The following is a 24,864-nucleotide window of genomic DNA, read 5'->3' on the forward strand; positions in this document are numbered from 1 at the left end:
ACTTCGGCGATATCCTCTCGGGATACCGCGCCTTCACCGTCGACTCTTTCAAGCGCCTCCGCCTCTCGGCGGACGGCTTCGGTATCGAGACGGAACTGGCCGTCGAGTGCGCGCGCCACGGCGTCCGCACGACCGTCGTCCCGATCACGTACCTCCCGCGTCCGGACGGCTCGAACACGAACCTCCACCCGGTGCGCGACGGGGGGATCATCCTGATGGCGATCTACCGGCAGGCGAAGACCTCGAACCCGCTGTTCTACTTCGGGAGCGCGGGCGTGGCCTCCGGGCTCGCGGGCGGACTCGTCGCCGCGTACGTCGCCTATGACTGGTTCGCAAACGGGATCTCCCACAACGTCCTCGCGATCGTCGCGGGCGTCGGGGTCATCCTCGGCGTGCAACTGCTCATCTTCGGCGTGCTCTCGGACCTGCTTGTCACGCTCCACGGCGAGACACTCGACCGAGTCGAGGCGCTCGAACGGGAGATGCCGGCCGGAGCGGACACGAGTAGCGAGGAAGCCACCGAAAAAGGGGTGACACCTACGAAAGACGAGGGATGTGTGGGCCCCCCCGAGCAATAGCCTCTCCTGTGTAGTGCTGCCTCACTAGATCCGGAGGACGAGTAGACTGTTGCCCGAGGGTAGCCCCCCTCGCTCAGAATCACAGAAGCGCAGGTTCGAGCAACGTCGAAGGAACCTCTACCGCGGTCAGCGTACCTTCACAATCGATTCAGCTCCCCGGTAACAGGCGTTTGAACAAGTGTGTGGGTGATTGTGGCGTTCTCGGTTCGGGTACGATCGTCGGCCACGATCGCTCACTACATGGCGTCTATCGGCCGATACCGCGCGGAGCAAGAAAATACGGGATGACACGACAACTCACTCGATACAGGACTCCCAACGGTGCTGATGAAAACCCGTAGACTGCGACCAGGTGTGACCGCTCCTGTGCTGTGATGATGTCCCCCGGCAGCGCTTCTTCGAGGCACTGCTTGCGGCTACACGCTGATCACCTCGGCCGCAGGCACCCACAGTCTGCCACTCGTCTATTGATACGACTCTTTCCGGAGGTCCATCGCTGCTGTGAACGCCGCCGGACGTCCGGTGTGGCTTCGATACCCCCTTTCGGACAACAGGAGCGAGCGAGTCCGATTCGGGACAAGAGGGCCGGCCGATAGTGTTCGACCGTTCGGAGTAGACACTCGGATGATGGAAACCGGACCTGATCGGATATGGTCAGAACGGTAAGAGTGCGCGAACCCGCCCGAGCAGTGACCCCGCGCCGCTGCGCCGCCGGTCCTCGAAGATCGGATGGAGACGATTGAGCAGGTCGCGCTCGGTCTCGAACCGTTCCTCCGGGAGCTCGCGGAGCACCTCCGCCAGATCGAGCGTGTTTCCCGCGGCGTCGTAGGGGACGCTCGTGTTCCGCATCGACGCGATCAGCTCCTCGGTCGTCGCCGGGAACCGCACGCCCGCTCGGTCGAGGCGGGCGTCCAACGCCGCGATGCCGAACTCGATCGACTCGGGCTCGCTCGTGTCCCCCTGCGGCGGTCTGGCTGCCATTACGCCGAGTTGCCGCCCCGGGGACTAAAGCGGACGGGCCCACGGACGCGACGCAGGAGTCGGTGGCTCGCACGACGCAGACGGCGTGTCGCCGGCGGCGGCTCCGTCGCGCTTATCGGTCGCGCGCCCGTTCCCCGAGCCATGACCGACTACACCACCGTCTCCATCCCGAAGGACCTCGCCGAGCGCGTCGAGGAGACGCTCGAGGGGACGAGCTTCTCGTCGACCTCCGATCTCGTGCGCTTTCTCCTCCGAAGCATCGTGATCCAACACCAGAAACAGGGGTCGCTCTCGGAGGCACAGTTCGAGGAGATCACCGAGCAACTCCGCGACCTCGGCTATTTAGAGTAGGGACGCAGCCGACTCTCACTTATCACGACTCAGTCCTCGACCCGCTCCTCAGGCGGGTGCGCGTCGACGACGACCAGTTCCCGCCGACGCCCCCGGCGGTCGTACGCGGTCACGTTCTCGGAATCGTACGGCGGCACCGCCACCAGCACCGCGGCCGCGAGGTCGTCCTCCTCGGTGAGCCGGCGGTCGCCGTCGGGATGCGAGAGAAAGCGTGCACGGCCCGCAGGTCGACCCAGATCCATCCCGAACACAGCCGAGACGGACCCGGCGGCCGCCGGGAAGTAGAAGTGCGTGAGAACCGGCGTCGACGGATCCAGATCCGCAGGTCTGTCGACCAACTCGCCTCCGGGCGTCGCGTCGAGGACGACGTTCTCGGCTTTGGGGTCGGCGTCGGCCGCACGTTCGACCAGCAGCGAGAGCAGGTCGGCGGTGATGTACACTGGCGCGGGATCCTCACGGCTGGGAGTGGCGTCCATTCCAACCGATCCGTCCGTCGTCGCGTCGGCGGGACCGTCGCCGCCGGGGCCGCCGCCGGTTGGGGGGATCACGACGGGGCGCTCACCCGAGGAACTGCCCGATGGCCTTCGCGTACAGTCCCGGCGCGTTTCCGCGCGAACTGTCGAGCGCGGCCGCGAGCTCGCGTCCGGCGTCCTCCATGACGCCGGCGCCGTGTCCACACAGCACCCGCTCGGGGTCCAGCCCGGACAGCGCGCGCCGCGGCGGGAACAGCCGGAGCATCGGGTGAACACCGAGGGTCTCGGCCCCCGTGCGCATGTACGAGGAGGCCCCGACGGACTCGGGGACGTACAGCGTGCCGCCGTCCTCGTCGTACAACCCGACCTCCTGCCACGGCGGGATCGACGAATCGCGGATCGTGATCGCCTGCAACCCGCCGAGTTGGCGTCCAAACCGCTCGACGGGCGCGTCGAGCTTCGTGGCGACACCAGTCATCCAATCGGGCACGTACACGGGCACGTCGTGGCGGGTCGCGATCGCCGCCGCGTCGCGCTTGTGGCGATCGAGACAGACCACTACCCCGGTGACTTCCCCCTCCAGATCAGCCAGGAGGTCGTCGACACCGTCGGCGTCCACCGGATCCAGTACCCACACGTCACCGTCGACGGACAGGGCGTGGCTCGCGCGCTCCATCGTCTCGTCGGGATAGGCGATCCACCCAACGCCGTCGGTGAACTCGTCGATCACGGTGAGGTCGGCGTCGCCGGAACCTTTCATCGCCATCGGAAGACGAAACGGGCGCCGCGGGCTTAAGTGGGGTGCCGCCGGAAGGGTGGACGAGATGACGACGCGACCCGCGGCGACGCAGCCGCGCCCGGCGCTCGCGTCGCTCGCGCTGGAGGTGTCCGACCTCGGGCGCGCGGCGACGTGGTACGCCGACACGTTCGGTCTAGTTCCGACCCGTCGAACCGCTACCGAGTGTGCCTTCGACGTCGGCGGCACCGAGTTCGTGCTCCGTCGGCCCGACTCGGTCCCGCGCGGCGGCCTCCACACGCACTTCGCGTTCGAGACGCCCGCCCGCGAGTACCCCGCTTGGCGCGCTCGCTTCCCCGACGCGCCCGAAATTGATTTCGGCACCTTTCGCTCGCTATATCTCGAGGACGACGACGGCCACGCCCCGGAGATCGGCGGGACGGCCCCCGACGGGACCGGAACCGGTCTCGTCGGCGTGTTCGAGGTGGTGCTGGAGGTGGCGAACGTCGACCTCGCGAGCGACTGCTGGTCGGCACTCGGGTTTTCGGCGGTCGACCGCGGCGACGGGCGGCGACGGATCCGGATGCGCGGCCCCGCCGGCGCCGACCGACAGTTCGACGTGGAACTGTGGGAGCCCCAGCTGGGACTGGCGGGCGCCCGTGGTGGCGTCCACGTCGACCTGGCGTTCCGGGTACGCGAGCCCGCGGCCGTCGCGGAGCACGCCTACGGCGACCTCCCTTCGGTGACAGTCCAAGAGGCGCCCGATGGGTCGGTCGAGCTGTACGACCCGGACGGCCACCACCTCGTGTTGCTGCCCGACGACGAGAGTACGGACACGGCAGAGGAGGAGCCGTGACGGAGATCCGGTCTGGTCCGACGCCGACGAAGGCGGCGTCGCCGGACCCACCGAGCCGGCCGAGGGCGATTACCGGCACCTCGTGACCGGGGACGTGGCGAACACGCCGAACCCGACACGCGCGAAACGCGAGTTGGACGTGACGATCGGCGCGTCGCTGTTCGGGCGTCAGTAGTTCTGGCGGTCTCAGTCTCGTTGCTATTCGTCTATGCAGCAAGATCTCGGGTGAGGTGAAATCTCACCGAAGTGCCGGATTTCTCACGATGAGTGAGAAGCCTTGTTGAACCCTATTGGTCGGACCCGATTCTCGATGAACTAGCCGTTACCGCTGAACGCTCTTCCAGTTCGACATGTTGTTCATAGAGCCATGCTGAATATCCGGCGCAAATCCCCTTTTGGTGACCCGGCGACGACGAATAGCAAGCCACCGAGAGCAACTTCCGAAGAACACCAAGTGCGGCGTAGTTCGCCGATGCTCTTCGAAGATATGGATCGAATCCACACTACCGGATAATTGACCGGAGATGCGTGCAGAGGTCTTTTACCGCCTGTGTGACCCGTCGCCGGCGACGTGAGTTGACATCGACTTCTATGCCGTGGCTCTCGATCCAGTTCCGCATTTTCCTCCGACCGACTTTCCGCTTGATTCCGACCTGCCGGAAGTGTTTGATCGGGTGTCGCAGCCAGCTGTATTCCTCGTGGGCGAACACGTCGATATACTCCGGGGAGTGGGCGATGAGGATGACGTGGATCTGTCTGTCGGCCAGCACGGTCCGCCGATACGTCCAGCTCCCGTTTGGCTCCGACCCAACTGACGGCTGATGATACCACGCCAGTGGGTCCCACTCGAACCCGTGTTTCCGGAGTGTTTCTGTGAACTCGTCCAGCGGCTGTTGAACGGTGCCGACATATTCGGTATCACGAAGGCGATACTCGGGCTGTCCGAGAGCTCGGCCGAGTCGGGTGATCAACGGACCGAGCCGCGTTCTCACGCGGGAGGGAACATTGGGTTCGAGAGTCTCAACGATAGACTCCATTCGGCGCCCGTTGGGGTTCCATCATCTCGAATGTGTCGAACCGGCGAAACGTAAGTGAACTGAGCGATATCCCGCAACCGTGTCCCGACCGAGATCACCCCGTGCTGACTACACCCTCTGTACGTAGCGAAGCTACCCGCCATATGGAGGGGGATTCTTACGGTCTAATCTAGAGTGGAACAGCCGCTGAGTGAATCTGCGAATTGATCGTAACTGTTCCTACAACTCGGTGACTGATCTCTGGAACGATCTGGCCAGATTTCGCGTGATAGTGCCCAACCACGACGTTGATACGTGTTACACGCGAATTTTTGTGTTATGGACTGGACAAAACGACACCGTACTGTCGTAATCACCGGGGCAAACGAGGGGATCGGCTATCATCTTCTCACCTCGCTCGTCGAGGACGGCTACCGAGTTGCTGGACTCGATATCAACGGAGAGCACATCGAACCTCTCCAAAACAGCCACCCTGAATTGGTGCGTTTTATCGACTGTGATGTGACCGTAGATGAGGACGTCGAGACAGCGATCGGGGAGGTCGTGAGCGAATGGGGACCGATCGACATCCTCGTCAACAATGCTGGAATATTCAACTTCGACCTCTTCGAGGACCAGACGCTCGCCGACACAAAACGGGAGTTCGAGGTGAACTACTTCGGCTATGTCCGGCTGATCCACGCGATCCTGCCGCATATGCGGGAACGGGGGGAAGGACTCATCCATAACGTGAGTTCCGGGGCAGGCCTCGTCGGCCATCCCGGACTCTCCGGCTATGCATCGACGAAAGGCGCTATCGAAGCGCTCGTGCGATCGCTGCGGCTGGAACTGCAACATGAGAATGTCACGTGTACAGTGATGCACCCGCCGCTCTCGAACACGCGCTCCACGGCCGAACTCGGCTATCCGGAATCCCTGCTGAGTGACCCGAAAACCGTCGGCCGCAAGCTACTGGGAAGATCGAATCGAGGGGGCCGGTTATCTACGCCGACTGGAAGACGAAATTCGGCCTCGCCGTCTCGAAACGCGTTCCGTATCTCGTCCGAAAGGGAACCCAGCAGTTCGTCGAACCCACCGAGTAAATCCTCTGTACTCATGGAAGGTACACCGCATGGCGAGGCAAGTTCTCGCACTCTGATCGGTGTGGAACAGCCACTGAGCACGTGTGCGCGTGTAAATAGTTCTGGGGAGTTCCGTTCTGGTGACATTCACCGAGTTGATCGTGGTTGTGGTGAGATTTCATGTCACCGTCTCGCTGGTGTCTCACTTTCATGGAGGCGCCGGTGAGTCGTCTCAATCCAGTAGTCTAATTGCTCTCGCAATTCGTAGTGCTGTGCATGATCGTCGAATCTTATGAGTACATCACGCGCCTCCTGAGGTACGTGAGCAGTCTCGTAATCCTCCCCTGCGAATTGCTTCACCGATTCAATCGATCTGAACCTCATGATCGTGACGAATTCGACTTCCTCCGGGCGTGAGCGACGCAACAATCGAAACCCACGATACCCATCGATTTCTTTGTCGTCAAAGCTCGGGATTATCTCTTCTCTCAGAAGCCGCTCATACTCATCCGCGTTTTCCGGGGTCGTCCATCCGTGCCAAATGCGTTCGATCATCGGTTCTCGTTGTCATTCGATCCTTTTCTGTCGGACGGTTATCGGTGTCATGAGGGAGTCTTCAAGTTGTAGCGAGCCAACCAATGCACCGGCCCCTTCCGATTTTCCCGGGGTTTGCATGCAGTACATAGCTGGCTCTCATAGAGTCGCCATATAGAACCACCAAACAGAATTTGATGGTAAGAATCTTTGACTGTGGTAGACTATATGCTTCTATGTCAACAGAGACCGATGGGCAGGGACGGCTGTACATCCCGAAAGAGGTCCGCGAGAAGTACGGCCAGAAGTATCATCTCGTGATGTACGAGGACAGAATCGAGTTGATTCCGGTCGCAGACGATCCACTCGCCGCCGTCCGCGAGGCGGCGGGCGACCTTCGTGATGCACCAGTCGAGGACATTCGAGAAGACATCGAAGAAGAAGCAATGGCAGACGCCGGAGAGGAGGACGCCGATAGATGACGGTGTACGTCGAGACGGACTTCTTGCTCGCACTCGCCAAGGACTCCGACTGGCTGCAGGGGTCCGCTGAGGAAGCACTCGGGGAATACGAGGTCGAAACATCGGCGTTCTCCTACCTCGAACTCCTTCTCGCCCGAGAACGCTACGAGTTCGACTACGTACCGCTCGTGGCGAATCTGCTCGAACTCGTTCCAGTGCAGGACGAGAAAGAGAAACAGGTAGTTCTGAAAGCAGTCAACTATTACGACGAGGGGATGACACCGTTCGACGCGTTCCACGCAGCGACTGCGGAAACGCGAGGGATGGACGTACTCTCCTCTGAGAGAGACTACGAAGACATCGAGGTAGAGCGAGTCCCACTCGAACCGACCGATGAGGAATAAGACCGAGGGCGTCGGATCGAGCGCGAACCCCGAGGTGGAGGAGTACGTCCTCCGATGTGCCGATTGCGGCGCCGAGACCGATCGCTTCTCGGGGTAGCTGCTGGAACTCTCCGACGCCCGTCCCGCCACGTCGTGCCGGGTCGAACCCGCCGACGCTCAGCTCAGTTTCTCGGTGTCGACGTCGACGCCCGGCGGGGAGACGATGAGGAAGCCTCGGAAGTGGGTCAATTCCCCGCCCATATCCTTCACCTCTCGCGCGAAGCCGCCGGCCCGCTCGTTCAGATCGCCCTCGACGGCGAGCACGAGCACGTTCCCGTACTCCACGTTGCGCACCCAGTGCTCGGGTTCGGTCTCCCCGTCGAGCACCCCTAAGATCACGTCCCCCACGGTCCCCTCCGACTCGATCATCTCCTCGGCGTCGCGGAGGTCGAGCCCGAAATCGGTCATATCGCCGCTCACGGCGTGTGCTTTCAAAAGGGTTCGGTCCACGGTCGGACGCCCGTCTGACCCCGACGGACCGGCGATCGCCTCGCACCCGCGGTCGGCCGGATGATGCCCACCCCGCATCCGTCAATATCATGCATATTAGGAAATACTAAGAATCGTATTCAACGGGTAGTCGGCGAAGTCATTCGATTTTACGGTAGATCGAACGTTCGTGATGGATCTCTGCGGCGGCGTCGACCTGTCCGACCACAACGCTTTACAATCAGTTCTGCTCTCCCATGGGATGATGTCCCATAATCAGGACTCGTCGGTAACCAGTCCGGCGGAACGAGTTCTTCCAGGGCACACTGAGTGCAACTGACGAGTTCGATTCTGTCCGAATCTTCGACACGACGCTCCGCGACGGCGAGCAGTCGCCGCGCACGTCGTTCGACTACGAGGAGAAACGTGAGATAGCCGCGGCGCTCGACGAGCTGGGCGTGTCCGTCATCGAGGCGGGCTTCCCGGTCAACTCCGACGCGGAGTTCGAGGCCGTCAAAGACATCGCGGAGTCGACCGACACGACCGTCTGCGGGCTCGCCCGCGTGGTCGAGAAGGACATTCAGGCCGCCATCGACTCGGGGGTCGGGATGATCCACACCTTCGTCTCCACGAGCGACGTGCAGATCGAAGACTCGATGCACGCCACCCGCGAGGAGGTGAAACAGCGGGCGGTCGAGGCCGTCGAGATGGCCAAGGAGTCCGGCGCCGAGGTCATGTTCTCGCCGATGGACGCCACCCGGACCCAGGAGTCGTTCCTGGTCGAGGTCATCGAGGCCGTCGACGAGGTCGGCGTCGACTGGATCAACATCCCCGACACCTGCGGCGTGGCGACGCCGCGCCGCTTCGGCGACCTGATCGAGGTCGTCGCCGAGCACACGGACGCCGGCATCGACGTCCACACCCACGACGACTTCGGGCTGGCGGGCGCGAACGCGCTGGCCGGCGTCGAGGCTGGCGCCCACCAGATGCAGGTGTCGGTCAACGGCATCGGCGAGCGCGCGGGCAACGCCGCCCTCGAGGAGGTCGTCATGGCCGCCGAGTCGCTGTACGACGCCGACACCGGCATCGACACGACCCGGATCACCGAAGTGTCGCGGATGGTCGAGCAGGCCAGCGACATCGAGGTGCCGCCGAACAAGCCCGTGGTCGGGCGCAACGCCTTCAGCCACGAGTCCGGCATCCACGCCGCCGGCGTCATCGAGAACAGCGACACGTTCGAGCCGGGGGTCATGACCCCGGAGATGGTCGGCGCGACCCGCGAGCTGGTGATGGGCAAACACACCGGCACCCACTCGGTCCGCCAACGACTGACCGACGCCGGGTTCGACCCGACGGAGTCGCAGGTGCGCACCATCACCCGCCGGGTGAAAGACGCCGGCGCCGAGGGCCGCGTCACCATGTCCGACGTTCGCCAGTTCGCCCGCGAGGAGGGCGTCGCCGAGATGGAGGACGACGGCGAAGAGGAGCGCGAGCGGGAGGCTCGGATCTGAGGGCGGCGGTGCGCTCTCCCCGCCCACGAGCGGGCAGGAGGCGCCGCAATCGTTGCCACCCGCGCCACGGTTATACGGATCCGACCGGTAGCCATGTGCGAGATGACGACCCGTTCCACGACGGCCGCCGTTCGCCCGGCGCCCGCCGAGCGTGTCGTCGCCCTTCTCGCCGGGACCGCGGGTATCGTAAGCGCCCCCACATCACCCACCCCCGACGCGCGTATCGACACCAGATGACCAGCGACCAGCGATCACCGACCGCGAACGAATGACACACACGGATGGAGGAGACCGACGATGACCGAGCCAGCGACCCCCGACGCCGAGCCCGACGAGGGCGACGGCGGGGGCGAACCGACCGAGCGGAGCGACCCGACGAGGCGGACGCCGAACCGACCGACGAGCCCACCGCCGACGCCGCCGCGGCGCGAGCGGAGGCAGCCACGAGGTCTCCGGGGACGGGGGCGAACGCGGTTATCGCCGCCCTTGAAGCCGCCGGCGTCGAGACGGCCTTCGGCGTGCAGGGCGGGGCGATCATGCCCGTCTACGACGCGCTCTCGGCGTCGTCGATCCACCACGTGACAATGGCTCACGAGGGAGCAGTCCACGCGGCCGACGCCTACGGCATCGTCCGCGGCGACCCCGGCGTCTGCATGGCCACCTCGGGACCGGGCGCGACGAACCTCGTCACCGGCATCGCCGACGCGTCGATGGACTCGGACGCGATGCTCGCGCTGACGGGACAGGTCCCCTCGGACATGGTCGGCTCCGACGCGTTCCAGGAGACCGACACGGTCGGCGTGACTGCGCCGATCACGAAGCACAACTACTTCGCCAGCGACTCCGACGACGTGGGCCGAACTGTCGGCGAGGCGTTCGCGCTCGCGGGGACTGGTCGTCCGGGGCCGACCCTGGTCGACCTCCCGAAAGACGTCACGTTCGGTGAGACCGACCGCCCGGTCGGCGAACCGGCGGCGCCCGACCGAGCGATCCCCGACGCCGAGGCCGACGACCGGCAGGTCGAGGAGGCCGCGAGCGCGATCCAGCGCGCCGAGCGTCCCCTCTGCCTGTTCGGCGGCGGCGTGATCAAAGGCGACGCGACCGAGGAGGCGCGGGCGTTCGCCCGCGAGTTCGGGATCCCGGTCGTGACGACGATGCCCGGCATCGGATCGTTCCCCGAGGATGAGGACCTGTGTCTCTCGTGGGCGGGGATGCACGGCACCGGCTACGCCAACATGGCGATCACCCACACGGACTGCCTGATCGCGGTCGGAACGCGGTTCGACGACCGCCTCACCGGTGGCGTCGACACGTTCGCGCCCGAGGCGGAGGTCGTCCACGTCGACATCGACCCCGCCGAGATCTCGAAGAACGTCCACGCCGACTACCCGGTCATCGGCGACGCGGCGACGGTGCTCGACCAGCTCGACGCCGCCATCGGCTACGCGGACGCGCCCGACACCGCGGCGTGGCGCGAGCAGTGCGCCGCGTGGCGCGAGCAGTACCCGATGGACTACGCCATCGACCCCGACGAGCCGGTGAAACCGCAGTTCGTCGTCGAGGCGTTCGACGCCGCCATGGACGACGACGCGTACGTCACCACCGGCGTCGGCCAACACCAGATGTGGGCGGCCCAGTACTGGACGTACCGCGAGCCGCGGACCTTCGTCTCCTCGCACGGGCTGGGGACGATGGGGTACGGGCTGCCCGCGGCCATCGGCGCGCGCGTCGCCGCCGACGACGACCGGCAGGTGATCAGCTTCGAGGGCGACGGATCGTTCCTGATGACGATCCAGGAGCTCTCCGTCGCCGTCCGGGAGAACCTCGACGTCACGATCGTCGTGCTCAACAACGAGTACATCGGGATGGTTCGCCAGTGGCAGGACGCCTTCTTCGAGGGCAACCACATGGCCTCCCAGTACGACTGGATGCCGGAGTTCGACACGCTCGCGGAGGCGTTCGGGGCGAAGGGCTTCCGCATCGACGAGTACGACGACGTGGAGGGCGTCGTCGAGGAGGCGCTGGCGTACGACGGCCCCTCGGTCGTCGACGCCCACATCGACCCCGAGGAGAACGTCTATCCGATGGTCGCCAGCGGCGCCGCGAACGGCCAGTTCGCGCTCGCGGAGGACCAGCTATGAGCGAGCGTACCGAGGGCGACCGATCCGAGGAGGAGACTGAGCGATCGGCCGGAGCGCCTACCACCGACGGCGGCACCGACCACCCGGCCGAGTCGCCGGTGGCCGAGCACGCACGTCCCGCCGGCGGCGACGCCCCGAGACGGGGCTGGCGGGACCGACTCCCGACGAGCGGCCACACCCGACGGGTCGCCGAGACGAACACGGCGTCCGCAAGGAGCCGGACCACGGTCCGGAGCCGACGCGACGCGCGACCGTTTCCGCGCTCGTCGAGGACGAACCGGGCGTCCTCGCGCGCGCCGCGGGGCTGTTCCGCCGCCGGCAGTTCAACATCGAGAGCCTGACGGTCGGCCCGACGACCGTCGAGGGCCACTCGCGGATCACCCTCGTCGTCGAGGAGACCGAGGCGGGGATCGAGCAGGCGAAAAAGCAGCTCGCGAAGCTCACGCCGGTCATCGCGGTCGGCGAGCTGAGCGGCGACGCCGTCGCCGCCGAACTGGTGTTGCTGAAGGTCCGCGGCGAGGAGCCCGACAAGGTGCACGCGATCACCTCGATGTACGACGGGCAGACCCTCGACGCCGGCCCGCGTACCATCACCGTGCAGATCACCGGCGACGAGAACACGATCGACGACGCGATCGACGCGTTCGACCAGTTCGGCATCATCGAGATCGCCCGGACCGGCCAGACGGCCCTGGAGCGAGGGGACTCCCCGACGACGCCCGGCGAGGAGCCGGGGCACTCGGCGGGCGAGACGGACGACGACGAGTTCACGAACTACGACGACTGACCGCGCCGCATCGACAGCCAAATCACACCACACCGCACACTACACACCGATGACAGACTCCGATTCCACCTTGGACACAGACGTATACTACGACGAGGACGCCGACCGCTCGGCGATCGACGACAAGACCGTGGCCGTGCTCGGCTACGGCAGCCAGGGCCACGCCCACGCGCAGAACCTCCACGACTCCGGCGTCGACGTGATCGTCGGCCTGCGGGAGGACTCCTCCTCGCGCGCGGCCGCCGAGGGCGACGGGCTGCGCGTGGAGACGCCCGCTGACGCCGCCGCCGAGGCGGACATCGTCTCCGTGCTCGTCCCCGATACGGTCCAACCGACCGTGTACGAGGAGATCGAGCCGGGGATCGAGGAGGGCGACACGCTCCAGTTCGCGCACGGCTTCAACATCCACTACAACCAGATCGTGCCGAAGGACGGCGTCGACGTGACCATGGTCGCGCCCAAGTCGCCGGGCCACCTCGTGCGCCGCAACTACGAGGCCGGCGAGGGCACCCCGGGACTGCTCGCCGTCTATCAGGACGCCACCGGCGAGGCGCGCGAGGAGGGCCTTGCGTACGCTCACGCGATCGGCTGTACCCGCGCGGGGGTCGTCGAGACGACGTTCCGAGAGGAGACCGAGACGGACCTCTTCGGCGAGCAGGCGGTGCTGTGCGGCGGCGTCACCTCGCTCGTGAAGCAGGGGTACGAGACGCTCGTCGACGCGGGCTACTCCCGCGAGATGGCGTACTTCGAGTGCCTGAACGAACTGAAGCTCATCGTCGACCTGATGTACGAGGGCGGGCTCGGCGAGATGTGGGACTCCGTCTCCGACACCGCGGAGTACGGCGGACTCGTCAAGGGCGACGAGGTCGTCGACGAGCACGCCCGCGAGAACATGGAGGGGGTGCTGGAGGCGGTGCAGGACGGCACCTTCGCGCGCGAGTGGATCGCCGAGAACCAGGCCGGCCGACCCTCCTACACGCAGCTTCGCGAGGCCGAGAAGAACCACGACATCGAGGACGTGGGCGAGGACCTCCGCTCGCTGTTCGCGTGGGACGCCGACGAGGCCGCCGAGGACGGCGAAGGCGAGGAACCCGGCCAGGCCGAGGTACGCGCCGATGACTGAGGAGCGCACCGTCGCCGACGTGGATCACACCGCGCCGTATCCCGAAGCGAACGACGTGTGGTCGCGCGGATTCGCGCGCGCCAGCGACGACCCGAGGGACGTACGCCGATGAGCAAGGGGACCCTGTACGACAAGGTGTGGGAGCGACACAAGGTCGCCGACCTGCCGAACGGGCAGGACCAGCTGTTCATCGGCCTCCACCTCGTCCACGAGGTGACGAGCCCGCAGGCGTTCGGGATGCTGCGCGAGCGCGACATGGAGGTCGCGTTCCCGGATCGGACGGTCGCCACAACCGATCACATCGTCCCGACGCGCCCGGAGGGGCGCGATCGTCCGCTCGCCGACGACCAGGCGGAGGAGATGCTCACGCACCTGGAGCGCAACACCGAGGAGGCGGGCATCCGCTTCTTCGGCCTCGACGACGACCGCCAGGGCATCGCCCACGTCGTCGGGCCCGAGCTGGGCTTCGTCCAGCCGGGGATGACCGTCGTCTGCGGCGACAGCCACACCTCGACCCACGGCGCCTTCGGCGCCATCGGCATGGGGATCGGCACGAGCCAGATCCGCGACGTGTTCGCCACCGGCTCCATCGCCGCCGACAAGAAGGACGTCAGACGCGTCGAGGTCACCGGCGAGCTGGGCGACGGCGTCGGCGCGAAAGACGTGATACTCCACGTCATCCGCGAGTTGGGCGTCGACGGCGGCGTCGGCCACGTGTACGAGTACGGCGGCGAGGCCATCCGCACGCTCGACATGGAGGGCCGCCTCGCGGTGTGCAACATGTCCATCGAGGGCGGCGCCCGCGCGGGCTACATCAACCCCGACGAGACTACCTATGAGTACCTGAAGGGGCGCGAGTTCGCTCCGGACGGCGAAGCGTTCGAGGAGCGCAAGCAGTACTGGGAGTCGATCCGCTCGGAGGAGGACGCCCAGTACGACGACTGGGTCGAGGTCGACGCGGACGACCTCGCCCCGCAGGTGTCGTGGGGGACCAACCCAGAACAGGTCGTCGGCGTCGACGAACCGGTGCCCGCCCCGTCCGAGACGCGCGACCCCGCGGCCGCCGAGTCCGCGCAGGATCACACGGAGGTGACGCCCGGCGAGACGATGGAGGGCCACGAGATCGACGTGGCGTTCCTGGGCACCTGCACGAACGGCCGCGTCGCGGACTTCCGCGAGGCCGCGAAGGTGCTCGAGGGCCGCGAGGTCGCTGACGACGTTCGCGCGCTCGCCGTCCCCGGCTCCGGCACGGTCAAGCGGACGCTGGAGGCCGAAGGCATCGACCAGATCTTCAAGGACGCCGGCTTCCAGTGGCGCGAGGCCGGCTGTTCGATGTGCCTCGCGATGAACGACGACGCGCTCGAGGGCGACGAGGTGTGCGCCTCGTCGTCGAACCGCAACTACGTCGGCCGACAGGGCAGCACCGAGGGGCGCACGCACCTGATGTCGCCCGCGATGGTCGCCGCGGCGGCCGTCGAGGGCGCGGTGACGGACGTGCGGGCGTTCGACACGCCCGAGCTCGTCGGCACCGCCGACGGCGACGGCGCCGCTCCCCACGATGACGACGCGAGCGCGGAGGTGAGCGAATGAGCGACGACGTCCCCGGCAGCGCCGGCGACGACGCGCCCGAGACGGACGGCGCGGACGACTCGGCCGCGGTGCCGGCGATCCGCCGGGTCGCCGGTACCGGCGTCCGCTTCGCGGCGACGACATCGACACCGACCAGATCCTCCCCGCCCGATTCCTGAAGGCTGTCACCTTCGACGATATGGGCGAGTACGCCTTCTACGACCAGCGCCGCGACGAGAACGGCGATCCCAACGATCACCCGTTCAACGAGTATCGCGGCGCGAACGTGCTCGCGGTCAACGACAACTTCGGCTGCGGCTCCTCCCGGGAGCACGCCCCACAGGGGCTGATGCGCTGGGGCGTCGAGGCGATCGTCGGCGAGTCGTTCGCGGAGATCTTCCAGGACAACTGCAAGTCGCTGGGCATCCCGACGCTCGCGGTCGACCACGAGGACGTCGTCGCGCTCCAGGAGTTCATCGAAACGAACCCCGACGCGGGCGTCGAGGTCGACGTGCGCGAGGAGACCGTCCGCTACGACGGGACCGCGATCGAGGAGGTCCCGGACGCGATGCGCGAGGCGCTCCTCGAGGGGAAGTGGGACACGACCGCGGTGATGCGGACGAACCTCGACCGCGCGACGGCGGTCAACGACAGTCTGCCCTACACCGATGACTGAGGCGAGCCCGGCGGACGCGCCGCGATCGGACGGCGGCGATGTCCCCCAGATCGCGGTCATCGAGGGCGACGGCATCGGGCGGGAGGTCGTCCCCGCGGCCGTCGAGGTGCTCGACGCCGTCGGCGACTACGCGTTCACCGCGGCCGAGGCGGGCGACGCGACGCTCGACGAGACCGGCGAGGCGCTGCCCGCGGAGACGTACGAACTGGCCGCGACCGCGGACGCGACGCTGTTCGGCGCGGCCGGCGACTCGGCAGCCGACGTGATCCTCCCGCTGCGGGAGGCGGTCGGCTCGTTCGTCAACATCCGCCCGGCGCGGGCGTACCCCGGCGTCGACGCGCTCCGCCCGGAGACCGACCTCGTCTTCCTCCGAGAGAACACCGAGGGCGTGTACGCGGGCCACGAGGACCGCCTCAGCGACGACGTGTCGACGCTGACGCGCGTGGTGACGGAGTCGGCCTCCCGGCGCCTCGGCGAGTTCGCCTGCGAGTACGTCGCCGAACGCGACCACGACGGATTCACCGTCGCGCACAAGGCCAACGTGATGCGCGAGACGGACGGGCTGTTCCGCGACACCGTGCTCGCGACGGCCGAGGCGGCCGGCGTCGACGCCGAGACCGTCCTCATGGACGCGTTCGCGACGCGCGTGTGTCTCGACCCGACGCAGTTCGACGTGATCGTCTGCCCGAACCTCGCGGGCGACGTGCTGTCGGATCTGGCGGCGGGACTCGTCGGCGGGCTCGGCCTGTTGCCGTCGGCGAACGTCGGCGCCGAGCGGGGCCTGTTCGAGCCGGTCCACGGCACCGCTCCCGACATCGCCGGCGAGGGGGTCGCGAACCCGTCGGCGACGATCCTCTCGGCGGCGATGCTCGTCGAGTCGCTCGGCGACGACGACGCGGGCGCGAAGATTCGGTCGGCCGTCGAGCGCGTGCTCTCGGACGGGCCGCGCACGCCCGACCTCGGCGGCGAGGCGACGACGCGCGAGGTGACCGACGCGGTGCTGGCGCGGCTGTAAGCGACAGAAACCACGCCCGCGAGCCGACTTCCGCGCTCGACCGATTCGTTACTCCTGATACGCCAGTCGGACCTGTTCGAACTTCCCCTTCGACTCCAGGTGTCGCTGGAGCTCGTCGGCGTACTCCTGGGTGAGTCGCTCGGCGGCCTCCAGTTGCTGGGTGTCCGTGCCGCCGCCCCCACCGCCGCCCAGGAGGGCGTCCTTGATGTCGGAGACGATCTCGCCGAAGGCGCCGCCAGAGGAGTCGCCCGTGGGGTCGCCGCCGGGCATCCCGCCCATCTGCTGGGAGACGTTGTCGAGTTCGGGCATTATCTGGGGAAGCTTCGACGTGTCGGCGACGATCCGGGCGTTCTCCGGGTCGTCCGCGTCCTCGATCTCGAACTCGACGGCCGTCATGATCAGTCCCCACTGCTGGTTCGAGAACTCCGACTGGTGGATCCGGTCGTTGAACTCGCGGTCGACGGTCATGCGTTCGCCGACGATCGCGTCCGTCCAGTTGCTCATGTGCCCACGAACGGCGGGGGCGGGTATGTCGGTTTCCCTCGGGCCGGCGGGGCCGACGGACGATCGGGGGCGAACCGGAACGCGTATCGGCCACCGTCCGGTCCCCTCGCCATGGGACTGCTGGATCGCGTTTTCGGAGCGAGCGCCGGCGGCGACGACGCTCGCGGCGCAGACGGGCCGTCGTCAGCGGGCGATGGAGCCGCGGGTCCGCGGGGCCCGTGGCGAGACGCCGACGGGGAACCGGCGCGACCGCGGGGCGTCGCGCTGTTCGTCGACGGGCCGAACGTCTTCCGCGATGAGTTCGACGTGGACTTCGCGGATCTGCGCGCGGCCGCCGAGGCCGACGGTGGACTCGTCACCGCGCGGCTGTACCTCGACGAGCACGCCACCCCGGGCCTCATCCAGGCTGCCGAAGCCAACGGCTTTCAGGTGATCACCACCAGCGGCGACGTGGACGTGAAACTCGCCGTCGACGTGGCGTCGTTCGCGGCCGAGCGTCGCGCGGCGACCGTCGCGATCGCCTCCCGCGACACCGATTTCAAGCCCGCGCTGGAGGTCGCCAACGAGTACGGCCTCGGGACGCTCGCGATCGCGCCGGGGAGCTACGGCCGCTCCGACGCGCTCCGGCGGAGCGCGGACGAGGCTGTCACGCTCGGGGAGTAGCGACTCCGAACCGGCAGTAGCGACGACGCGCCCGCCGCGCTCGGACCCACCCATACGTATATGTTCGATCGCAGCAATTCGTGCGTGTGAAACATCTCCTCTTGGCCATCGACGAGAGCGGCGACCGTGCGGCCGCCCAGGCGGCGACGGTCCGCGACCTGTTCGACACCGACAGCACGACCGCGCACCTGTTGCACGACTTCACGGACAACCGCGAGGGCGCGTCGGTCAGTCAGGTCGCCGCTGTCAGGCGTGCGGCTACCATCTTAGAGGACGCCGGGGTCACCGTGGAGTACCACGAGACGAGTGGAACGCCGTCGAGATCTATCATCCAGACCGCGGAGGAATAGACGTTGACGCGATCAGCATCGCCGGACGCAAGCGCTCGAAGGCGGGGAAGGCGCTCTTCGGGAGCGTCTCCCAGGAGGTCGTCCTCGGGACGGACCGCCCGGTCCTCCTTTGCACTCGGAAGGACGAATCGTGACGCGCGGACGCTCTACACGGGGCAGTCGCCAGTTAGTGCGTCGGCGTTCCGGCTCTCAGGATCGACCAACGCCTCGGCGCGCTCAGTGAGAGACCGTGACGGTCACGCCAGCGGCGTCCGCTCGACGACCGTGCCGTCGTAGGTCGGGTACTGTTCGACGACCTCGCCGTCGTCGAGATCGCCCTCGTCGATCATCTCCTCGAGCAGCCACCACGCCACCTCGACGTGGTCGGACTTCGTGGTGTAGAACTCCTCTGGAACCCCGAGATCGCGGATGCGTTCTGGGCTCGCGTACGTCTTGCCGTACACGAGTGTGCCGTCGTCAGTTACCTCGTCGAACGGGCGCTGGAGGTTGCGCGCCATCCGCTTGAGGCGGTTGCGGTGCTGGGCGGCGTCCTTGAACACGGAGGTGCAGAAGTACACCTTCTCGTGGTCGCCCATGACGTCCAAGATCTCCTCTTTCGAGCCGTCGACGGCCGACATGTGGCCCTCCTGCAGCTCGAAGCCCTGCTCTTGCATCCGGCGGTAGTTCCCGTCGGACATCTCGAACTCGTTGACGTTGCAGAAGTCGGCGGCCCCCTCGTCGAGGAACTCCAGGAACTCCTCCTCCGCGCGGATGCCCGGGATCTCGAACGCCGGCGTCAGGCCCTCCTCGCGGGCGACGTAGAGAATTTCTTCCCACTCGGTGCCGTGAAGGTCTCCCCACTGCTCGACCGGCGGGTGAAATCGGATCTCGTCGAGGCCCGCCTCCGACAGGCGGCGCATGTTCTCGCGGCCGCCCGGGATCCCGGTGTAGAGGTGCGTGTGGTGGTCCTCGCCGAACTCCTCCTTGAGCAGGCGGAGATACCGCGTCGTCTTCCCCATCGCCTCCTGGGGCTCGCCACCGGTGATGGAGGTGCCCAACGCCGACATCCGCTTGGCCTCCTCGATCACGTCCTCGTCGGACTCGACGAGGCGCTCGTTGGCGTACACGTCCGTGACGTTCTTGCGGTTCTCCCCGAGCGGACAGTAGAAGCAGTCGCGCTGGTCGCAGTAGCCGTACACGAACAGCACCATCTTCCCGCCCTTGGAGCACTGTTCACAGCCCTTCGAGATCATTCGGTACCCTACGTTCCCGGCCGAGCGGCAAAAGCGGTACGATACCCGGTCGTTCGACCGTGTGAGCCGTTGTCGCGACGGGTTCGAGGCCGACAGCGGCGTGCTCGCCCGCGTCGCCGTCGACCACGAGACTGATACCGCTTGAATCCAAGGTCCGTCCCATGCCACGAGAGGCACGCAGACGGGAGTTCCTTCGGCGGACCGGTGCGGCGCTCGCGCTGGGGGTGCGGGCGCGACGAGCGGCTGTCTCGGCGTCATCACCGGCTCGGAGCCGGCGGAGTTCTCCGCCAGCGTCGCGTCGGTCCCCGATTCGACCCTGGAATCGACCGGATTCGAGGAGTACCGGGTCGAACCGATGGAGATCACCCGGGAGTTCACCGTCGCCGACCAGACCCGAGAGGTCGTCGTCACCAACCAGGTCGCCGAGTACGACAAAGCCGCGGAGATACTCGGCGAGCGCATCCAGGCGTCGCTGTTCGTCGCGCTGTCGACGCCGGCCGTCGAGATCGCCGAGCAGACGTTCAACCCCGTCGGGGAGTTGAGTACGAGGGAGTTGGCGCGGCGGATGCTCTCCCAGTACGACGGGATCTCCAACCTCCAGTCGGACGGCGAGGAGACCGTCACGGTGCTCGGCACCGACACGACCGTCGGGCTGTTCACGGCCGACGCGACCGTTACCGAGGGAGTCACCGTCGAGATTCGACTGCACGTCTCGGAGGCGGTTCGCGCGGGCGGGGACTTCGTCGTCACGGTCGGCGCGTACCCGACCCGACTGTCGGGACAGGCCGACGACGTCCGAACGATGATGCGCTCGGTCACCCACGACGGGGGGTAGTCCGAGGATGCGCGACTCCGCCGCCGACGCGGACGACGAGACCGACACCGCTCGACGCACGCGCCGCGAGGTTCTCGCGGCCGGTGCAGCCGCCGGTGCCGCCGCCGGCGCCGCGTCGATCGCGGGCTGTGCGGGAGTTCTCGGGGGCGGAGACGCGCCCGAGAGCGAAGCCGTCTCCGGCGAGCGCGCCCGGACGCTCGCGGAAGCCCACGCACCGGACCTGTACTTCGGCGCCGGCGAGCGGTGGTTCCCGACGGACCCACGAGAGTACACCGGCGACGACGGCGACGGGGGCGTTCTCGACGGCTTCGCGGCGTTCGACGGCTACGCCCGCGACTACGAGCCCGGCGGCGAGCCCGCATCGGACGGCGTTCTACAACACCGTTCGCTACCCGGACACCGATCTCACGGTGGTGCAGTACTGGTTCTACTCGGCGTTCGACCAGTTCTCGGTGAACTTCCACTGGCACGACTGGGAGGTGCTGCACGTGTTCCTCGACGTGGGCGAGGGGTCGGGCGACCCGGAGACGGGCGACCCGACGCTGCTGGTCGCGTCGGCCCACTCTCGGAAGGTGCCGAACAACGAGTTCCTCGACCCCGAGACCGACCGCGCGAGCATCATCAGTGAGGTGGGGAGTCACTCCTCCGCGCTGGGGATCAACGAGACGAAAGCGGAGTTCGAGCGGCTTCCGCTCGTCACCGACATCGCCGACATCTCCAACGGTGCGCTCTCCCCGCTGGACGTGCCCGCGGCCTACGGGCTTCCGCGGAGAGGGGTATCGTCTCCCCTTCTCGCTGCCGGAACTCGACGGCTCGCCGATCCACGATCACCCGGACCTCCCGAACGTCACCCGCGATCACCTCGTCCCCGCAGCGATGACCGTCGAGTCCTTCTCGGGGACCCCTCGCCGCCCGACGACATTCCGCTGCGAGAGACGGGCCTCATGTTCGCGTTCGAGGGAGCCGACACCGCCGGCGAAGCCGACTACGGCTACTCGCTGACGCCCATGGCGGACCTGACTATCGGGGAGTTCACCGGTCCGCAGTTGAGCTTCGAGTTCGCGGTCCCGTCCTTCGCCGAGGACGCGGTCGCGTCCCACATCACGACCACGGGCACTCCCACGGCGCAACCGAGATTCGCGGACCCGCTCACGGACGTGACCGACCCGCGGCACCGCTCTGCGCTCTCAGAGCGGTTCGACCTCGACGTGAGCGGACTCGCCGGGGACGTGGTCGGCGTGATCCGCGAGGCCACCGACAGCGACGACGCACCCGGGAGCAACGGCGTCGACACTGGCGAGCCGGTCGTCGAGGGGATCGCCCTCCTCGAATCGGATCCCGAAGCGGTTCCCACGTTCAACGGGGTCGTCGCTCTTCGCGACGTGCCGGCCGGAGAGCACCGACTGACCGTCAACGGCGCCGGCGTCGCGCCGTACGGCCAGCGGATTGATCACGGCGGCGACGGCGGTGACGGCGCAGGATCCACCGACTCCGCGACGACCGACTCGGAGACGGCCGAGCCGACCGAGTCAGCGGCCACCGCCGACGGCCCGCCCGCGACCACGACCGTCGGCGTCGACGGCGACGTGGTGGTGACGCCCAACGAGGACGCGGTGAAGGTGCGCGCCGAGCCCGCCGCGGACGCGCCCGGCTTCGACCGGGTCGCCGTCGAGGACGACGTCGCCGGCCGGGTCTACGACGGCCTCCCCGCCGACGACGAGGCCGAGGGCGCCGCGGTGTACGTCCACCGCGAGGGCGCCTACACGGCCGAGGTCGAGGACGAGGCGGGCGCGCTCGGCGCCTACCGCGTGAACCCCGCGGCCGACCAGTCGACCGCGACCGTTCGCGAGGCGCGCACCGGGAAGGCGTCGCTGACGTCGTTCCTGCTCACCCTGCTGACGGAGACGATCGCGCAGGCGAGCGTCTTCGAGGACGGCGACGCCGACGGCATCGACGAGGTCGGCGTCCCGGACGACACCGAAGAGCAGACCGGCGCGGCCGCCGACGCCGTCGAGGACGTGCTGGAGGCGACGGCGTCGGTCACCGGCGGACCGGGCGGCGACACCGGTGGCGGCGACAGCGGCGACGACGGGTCGGGCGGCGGACCGGACGCGGGGTTCGTCGGGCTGCTCCGGGCGTTAGAGGCGTCGACGAACGCGGCGCGGCGGGCGAACGAGGCGGCGCAGGCGGGGAACGCGCAGGGAGCGGACAACCGCCTGCGCGGGCTCAAACAGCGGACCGCCGCGATCGCTGACGCGCTCGAACGCAACCGCGAGAACCTCCCCGGACAGCTCCCTGGCCTGGTCGAGCGACGGGTGCCGCAGATCGAGCGGCGGATCCAACAGGCGATCGACGCGGACGAATAAGCGAAACTCGGCGGGCTCCACCGGTCCCCGATCGGCCGAGCGTCGTCGGACCCCGGTCTCGGTCAGTTCGACGCGCGGTCGGGCTCGTCGGTCGGGTGCGGGCTGCTGCTCCCGTCGTCGGGGTCGACCCGGAGGTACTTCGCGAAGAGGTCGGCGACGCGGGTGTACGCGTCGACGACGTTCTCTCGTCGTCCGAAGCCGTGCGGCTCGCCGTCGTATCGGCGGAACTCGAAGCGCTTGCCGTGCGTCTCCAGTTCGTCGCACAACTGCTCTGACTGGCTGATGGGGACGCGCGCGTCGTCCTCGCCGTGGAGGACGAGCAGCGGGTCCTCGATGTCCTCGACGTGGCGGATCGGCGACGCCTCGCGGTAGTTGTCGAGGTCGGTCGCCACGTCGCCCAGTTCGCGCTTCATGAGCTGCCAGCCGATGTCGTCGGTGTCGTCGAGGAACGTCTCGTAGTCGTAGACGCCGTAGAAGGCGGCGCCCGCGGCGAACCGGCCGGAGTTGCCGAGCGCGTTCACCGTCATCAGGCCGCCGCCGGAGCCGCCGTAGATGCCCGCCCGGTCGCCGTCGACCGCGTCGAAGGCCGCGTCGGCGGCGTCGACCGCGCGGATCACGTCGTGGAGGTCGCCGCCGCCCCAGTCTCGGTCGTTGGCCATGCGGAACGCGCGGCCGTAGCCGTCGCTGCCGCGGTAGTTCGGGAGGATCACGCAGTAGCCCAGCGCGGCCAGATAGGCCGCGCGGTGGTCGAAGCCGAAGCGGTCGAAGGAGGTCGGGCCGCCGTGGGCCTTCACGAGCACCGGCACCGACTCGTCGTCCGCGTCGTCGGCCGGCGGGTAGACGACCGCCTGGACCTCCGTCCCGTCGGAGTCGTAGGTGAGCGTCGTGGGGAACGGGACCCGGGCGCCGAAGTCTGGCGCGGCGCTCGGCGTCACCCGCTCGCCCGCGGAGGCGTTCCACACCGTCGCGGGCTCGTGCGGCGTGTCGCGGACGGTGAGGACGTCGCCGTCGCGCCACCTGGGCGCCGTGTGGAAGGCGTCCTCGTCGGTCACCTCCTCGGCGAAGCCGTCGCGGTCGACGGCGTGGACGTTCGCGCGGCCGTCACGGGTGACGGTCACGGCGAGCGTCTTGCCCGAGGGACTCCACGCGGGGTCTGCGACCTCCGCCTCCTCGACGGCGTACAACTCTCCGGGGTCGCCACCGGCGCTCGCAGCGGCGTCTGCATCCTCGTCCGGTCCGTGGCCGTCGACGACGGATACGGCGTCGAAGCCGCTCTTGTCGTGCACGAACGCGACCTCCGTGGAGTCGGGGCGCGGCCGGACGTTCTGGACGCGGACGCCCTCCTCGGCGAACACCACGCGAACGCCCTGTCCGCGGCCGCCGTCGTCGCGGTCGACGGCGACGAGATGGGCCTCGTCGTCGAACAGGTGTCGGTGCTCGGCGCGAGTCGCGTACACGGTCCCGTCGTCCGCGACGGCGGGGTCGCCGTAGAGGAACTCGTCGTCGGCGAGCGCCTCGACCCGCGAACCGTCGGCGGCGACGAGCGCGAGCGAGGCGCGCGAGAAGTGGTCGGTCACGACCGCGATGTCGTCGCCGCCGGGGGCGTACGCGAGGCTGAGGTCCGGGTCGTCGTAGCCAGTCAGGGTCGTCACCGCACCGGTCTCGGCGTCGACCGTCGAGAGGTCGCCGTCGCCCGAGACGAACGCCACCTCGGTGCCCGCCGGGTGCCAGTCGAACCACGCGGGGTCGCCCCGGCCGTAGCGCATCGCGGCGACGCCCCCGCTCGTCAGTCGGGTGTCGGTCGTCCCGTCCCACACCCACAGATCGATCTGGCCCTCGCGGGCCTTCGCGTAGGCGATGCGGTCGCCGTCCGGTGCTGGCGCAGCCTGCACGACCGAGTCCGCGCTCGCCATCGCGGCCAGCAGGTCGTCGAGTTCGGTGTCGCGGAGGTCTCGTCGGTACACGGCAGGCGATGGCGCTCGGGCGGCTTGTAGCCCGGGGTCGCGGCACGCCGGGTCGAGCGGCGGCAGGCAGCGGCAGGCAGTGGCAGTCAGCGGCGACCACGGGTAAGGCGCCCCGGTCGCGACCCGCTGTTGCCGGTTAACGGCGACGCCGTCGGGCGGCCGTCGCCCGGGGAAGGACAACCGTTACG

The 24,864-nt window shown here is 67.8% G+C and carries 23 protein-coding genes and 2 pseudogenes; 17 read left to right on the forward strand and 8 right to left on the reverse strand.

What is annotated here, in order from left to right; genetic code table 11:
- Positions 1 to 2 precede the first annotated feature (2 nt).
- Positions 3 to 578: pseudogene (locus P0Y41_RS00005) on the forward strand (S-layer glycoprotein N-glycosyltransferase AglJ); the annotation flags it as partial.
- Between the two features lie 654 nt (positions 579 to 1,232).
- On the opposite strand, the gene P0Y41_RS00010 reads toward P0Y41_RS00005, so the two are convergent.
- Positions 1,233 to 1,559: a hypothetical protein gene (locus P0Y41_RS00010; protein WP_284061965.1), complete on the reverse strand. Its 327-nt coding sequence runs from the start codon at positions 1,557 to 1,559 to the stop codon at positions 1,233 to 1,235.
- Positions 1,560 to 1,700: 141 nt separating this feature from the next.
- On the opposite strand from P0Y41_RS00010, the gene P0Y41_RS00015 reads away from it, so the two are divergent.
- On the forward strand, positions 1,701 to 1,910 hold the full coding sequence (locus P0Y41_RS00015) for a ribbon-helix-helix domain-containing protein (protein WP_284061966.1): 210 nt from the start codon (positions 1,701 to 1,703) through the stop codon (positions 1,908 to 1,910).
- Between the two features lie 29 nt (positions 1,911 to 1,939).
- On the opposite strand, the gene P0Y41_RS00020 is transcribed toward P0Y41_RS00015, so the two are convergent.
- Together P0Y41_RS00020 and P0Y41_RS00025 are read right to left on the reverse strand one after the other, a co-directional pair.
- Positions 1,940 to 2,458 carry a JAB/MPN domain protein-containing protein gene (locus P0Y41_RS00020; RefSeq protein ID WP_284062054.1) on the reverse strand — a complete coding sequence of 173 codons (519 nt, stop codon included), beginning with the start codon at positions 2,456 to 2,458 and terminating at the stop codon, positions 1,940 to 1,942.
- Between the two features lie 10 nt (positions 2,459 to 2,468).
- The gene (locus P0Y41_RS00025; protein ID WP_284062055.1) at positions 2,469 to 3,149 is read right to left on the reverse strand and encodes a hypothetical protein; all 681 of its coding nucleotides are present in this window, start codon (positions 3,147 to 3,149) and stop codon (positions 2,469 to 2,471) included.
- 58 nt (positions 3,150 to 3,207) lie between these two features.
- On the opposite strand from P0Y41_RS00025, the gene P0Y41_RS00030 reads away from it, so the two are divergent.
- On the forward strand, positions 3,208 to 3,975 hold the full coding sequence (locus tag P0Y41_RS00030) for a VOC family protein (protein WP_284061968.1): 768 nt from the start codon (positions 3,208 to 3,210) through the stop codon (positions 3,973 to 3,975).
- A gap of 503 nt (positions 3,976 to 4,478) precedes the next feature.
- On the opposite strand, the gene P0Y41_RS00035 is transcribed toward P0Y41_RS00030, so the two are convergent.
- On the reverse strand, positions 4,479 to 5,012 hold the full coding sequence (locus tag P0Y41_RS00035; RefSeq protein ID WP_284061969.1) for a hypothetical protein: 534 nt from the start codon (positions 5,010 to 5,012) through the stop codon (positions 4,479 to 4,481).
- A gap of 318 nt (positions 5,013 to 5,330) precedes the next feature.
- Between P0Y41_RS00035 and P0Y41_RS00040 the strand changes: the two genes are divergently transcribed.
- The 3 genes from P0Y41_RS00040 to P0Y41_RS00050 all read left to right on the forward strand — a co-directional run bounded on the left by P0Y41_RS00040 (position 5,331) and on the right by P0Y41_RS00050 (position 7,472).
- A complete protein-coding gene (locus tag P0Y41_RS00040) occupies positions 5,331 to 6,299 on the forward strand; it encodes an SDR family NAD(P)-dependent oxidoreductase (RefSeq protein WP_284062056.1) in 969 nt (322 codons plus the stop codon).
- A gap of 544 nt (positions 6,300 to 6,843) precedes the next feature.
- Positions 6,844 to 7,089: an AbrB/MazE/SpoVT family DNA-binding domain-containing protein gene (locus tag P0Y41_RS00045; RefSeq protein WP_284061971.1), complete on the forward strand. Its 246-nt coding sequence runs from the start codon at positions 6,844 to 6,846 to the stop codon at positions 7,087 to 7,089.
- Positions 7,086 to 7,472 (forward strand): PIN domain-containing protein, encoded by a 387-nt coding sequence (locus P0Y41_RS00050; RefSeq protein ID WP_284061972.1) that lies wholly within the window; start codon positions 7,086 to 7,088, stop codon positions 7,470 to 7,472. Before P0Y41_RS00045 ends, P0Y41_RS00050 begins: the two co-directional genes overlap by 4 nt.
- Before the next feature lie 156 nt (positions 7,473 to 7,628).
- On the opposite strand, the gene P0Y41_RS00055 is transcribed toward P0Y41_RS00050, so the two are convergent.
- On the reverse strand, positions 7,629 to 7,919 hold the full coding sequence (locus P0Y41_RS00055) for a DUF5779 family protein (protein ID WP_284061973.1): 291 nt from the start codon (positions 7,917 to 7,919) through the stop codon (positions 7,629 to 7,631).
- Positions 7,920 to 8,266: 347 nt separating this feature from the next.
- On the opposite strand from P0Y41_RS00055, the gene P0Y41_RS00060 reads away from it, so the two are divergent.
- The 7 genes and pseudogenes from P0Y41_RS00060 to P0Y41_RS00090 all read left to right on the forward strand — a co-directional run bounded on the left by P0Y41_RS00060 (position 8,267) and on the right by P0Y41_RS00090 (position 16,762).
- Positions 8,267 to 9,451 (forward strand): LeuA family protein, encoded by a 1,185-nt coding sequence (locus tag P0Y41_RS00060; protein ID WP_284063427.1) that lies wholly within the window; start codon positions 8,267 to 8,269, stop codon positions 9,449 to 9,451.
- 281 nt (positions 9,452 to 9,732) lie between these two features.
- Positions 9,733 to 11,592: a biosynthetic-type acetolactate synthase large subunit gene (gene ilvB / locus P0Y41_RS00065; protein WP_284062057.1), complete on the forward strand. Its 1,860-nt coding sequence runs from the start codon at positions 9,733 to 9,735 to the stop codon at positions 11,590 to 11,592.
- A gap of 145 nt (positions 11,593 to 11,737) precedes the next feature.
- Positions 11,738 to 12,379, forward strand: coding sequence for an acetolactate synthase small subunit (ilvN, locus tag P0Y41_RS00070; RefSeq protein WP_284063431.1), 642 nt, complete (start codon positions 11,738 to 11,740; stop codon positions 12,377 to 12,379).
- A 49-nt stretch (positions 12,380 to 12,428) separates the two neighbouring features.
- Positions 12,429 to 13,502: a ketol-acid reductoisomerase gene (gene ilvC, locus P0Y41_RS00075; protein WP_284061976.1), complete on the forward strand. Its 1,074-nt coding sequence runs from the start codon at positions 12,429 to 12,431 to the stop codon at positions 13,500 to 13,502.
- Positions 13,503 to 13,610: 108 nt separating this feature from the next.
- Positions 13,611 to 15,092 (forward strand): 3-isopropylmalate dehydratase large subunit, encoded by a 1,482-nt coding sequence (gene leuC / locus P0Y41_RS00080; RefSeq protein ID WP_284061977.1) that lies wholly within the window; start codon positions 13,611 to 13,613, stop codon positions 15,090 to 15,092.
- Positions 15,089 to 15,747, forward strand: a pseudogene (locus P0Y41_RS00085) (3-isopropylmalate dehydratase small subunit). The gene leuC and the pseudogene P0Y41_RS00085 overlap by 4 nt, the downstream one beginning before the upstream one ends.
- The gene (locus P0Y41_RS00090) at positions 15,740 to 16,762 is read left to right on the forward strand and encodes an isocitrate/isopropylmalate dehydrogenase family protein (RefSeq protein ID WP_284061978.1); all 1,023 of its coding nucleotides are present in this window, start codon (positions 15,740 to 15,742) and stop codon (positions 16,760 to 16,762) included. The pseudogene P0Y41_RS00085 and the gene P0Y41_RS00090 overlap by 8 nt, the downstream one beginning before the upstream one ends.
- 48 nt (positions 16,763 to 16,810) lie before the next feature.
- On the opposite strand, the gene P0Y41_RS00095 is transcribed toward P0Y41_RS00090, so the two are convergent.
- Complete coding sequence (locus P0Y41_RS00095) at positions 16,811 to 17,266, reverse strand: DUF5799 family protein (RefSeq protein ID WP_284061979.1); 456 nt, start codon at positions 17,264 to 17,266, stop codon at positions 16,811 to 16,813.
- Between the two features lie 111 nt (positions 17,267 to 17,377).
- Here P0Y41_RS00095 and P0Y41_RS00100 point away from each other — a divergent pair, with 111 nt between their 5' ends.
- Together P0Y41_RS00100 and P0Y41_RS00105 are read left to right on the forward strand one after the other, a co-directional pair.
- Positions 17,378 to 17,929, forward strand: coding sequence for an NYN domain-containing protein (locus P0Y41_RS00100; protein ID WP_284061980.1), 552 nt, complete (start codon positions 17,378 to 17,380; stop codon positions 17,927 to 17,929).
- Positions 17,930 to 18,015: 86 nt separating this feature from the next.
- Positions 18,016 to 18,279 carry a hypothetical protein gene (locus P0Y41_RS00105; RefSeq protein WP_345783171.1) on the forward strand — a complete coding sequence of 88 codons (264 nt, stop codon included), beginning with the start codon at positions 18,016 to 18,018 and terminating at the stop codon, positions 18,277 to 18,279.
- Between the two features lie 236 nt (positions 18,280 to 18,515).
- On the opposite strand, the gene P0Y41_RS00110 is transcribed toward P0Y41_RS00105, so the two are convergent.
- Positions 18,516 to 19,511 (reverse strand): radical SAM protein, encoded by a 996-nt coding sequence (locus P0Y41_RS00110; protein WP_284061982.1) that lies wholly within the window; start codon positions 19,509 to 19,511, stop codon positions 18,516 to 18,518.
- A gap of 355 nt (positions 19,512 to 19,866) precedes the next feature.
- Here P0Y41_RS00110 and P0Y41_RS00115 point away from each other — a divergent pair, with 355 nt between their 5' ends.
- Both P0Y41_RS00115 and P0Y41_RS00120 read left to right on the forward strand, forming a co-directional pair.
- Positions 19,867 to 20,346 carry a DUF6517 family protein gene (locus tag P0Y41_RS00115; protein WP_490396648.1) on the forward strand — a complete coding sequence of 160 codons (480 nt, stop codon included), beginning with the start codon at positions 19,867 to 19,869 and terminating at the stop codon, positions 20,344 to 20,346.
- A 410-nt stretch (positions 20,347 to 20,756) separates the two neighbouring features.
- Positions 20,757 to 22,712: a hypothetical protein gene (locus P0Y41_RS00120; protein ID WP_284062058.1), complete on the forward strand. Its 1,956-nt coding sequence runs from the start codon at positions 20,757 to 20,759 to the stop codon at positions 22,710 to 22,712.
- 62 nt (positions 22,713 to 22,774) lie between these two features.
- Here P0Y41_RS00120 and P0Y41_RS00125 read toward each other — a convergent pair whose 3' ends face one another.
- The gene (locus tag P0Y41_RS00125) at positions 22,775 to 24,676 is read right to left on the reverse strand and encodes a S9 family peptidase (RefSeq protein ID WP_284061986.1); all 1,902 of its coding nucleotides are present in this window, start codon (positions 24,674 to 24,676) and stop codon (positions 22,775 to 22,777) included.
- Positions 24,677 to 24,864 lie beyond the last annotated feature (188 nt).

This window comes from Halobaculum halobium, assembly GCF_030127145.1.
In the GTDB taxonomy this organism is placed as follows: Archaea; Halobacteriota; Halobacteria; order Halobacteriales; family Haloferacaceae; genus Halobaculum; species Halobaculum halobium.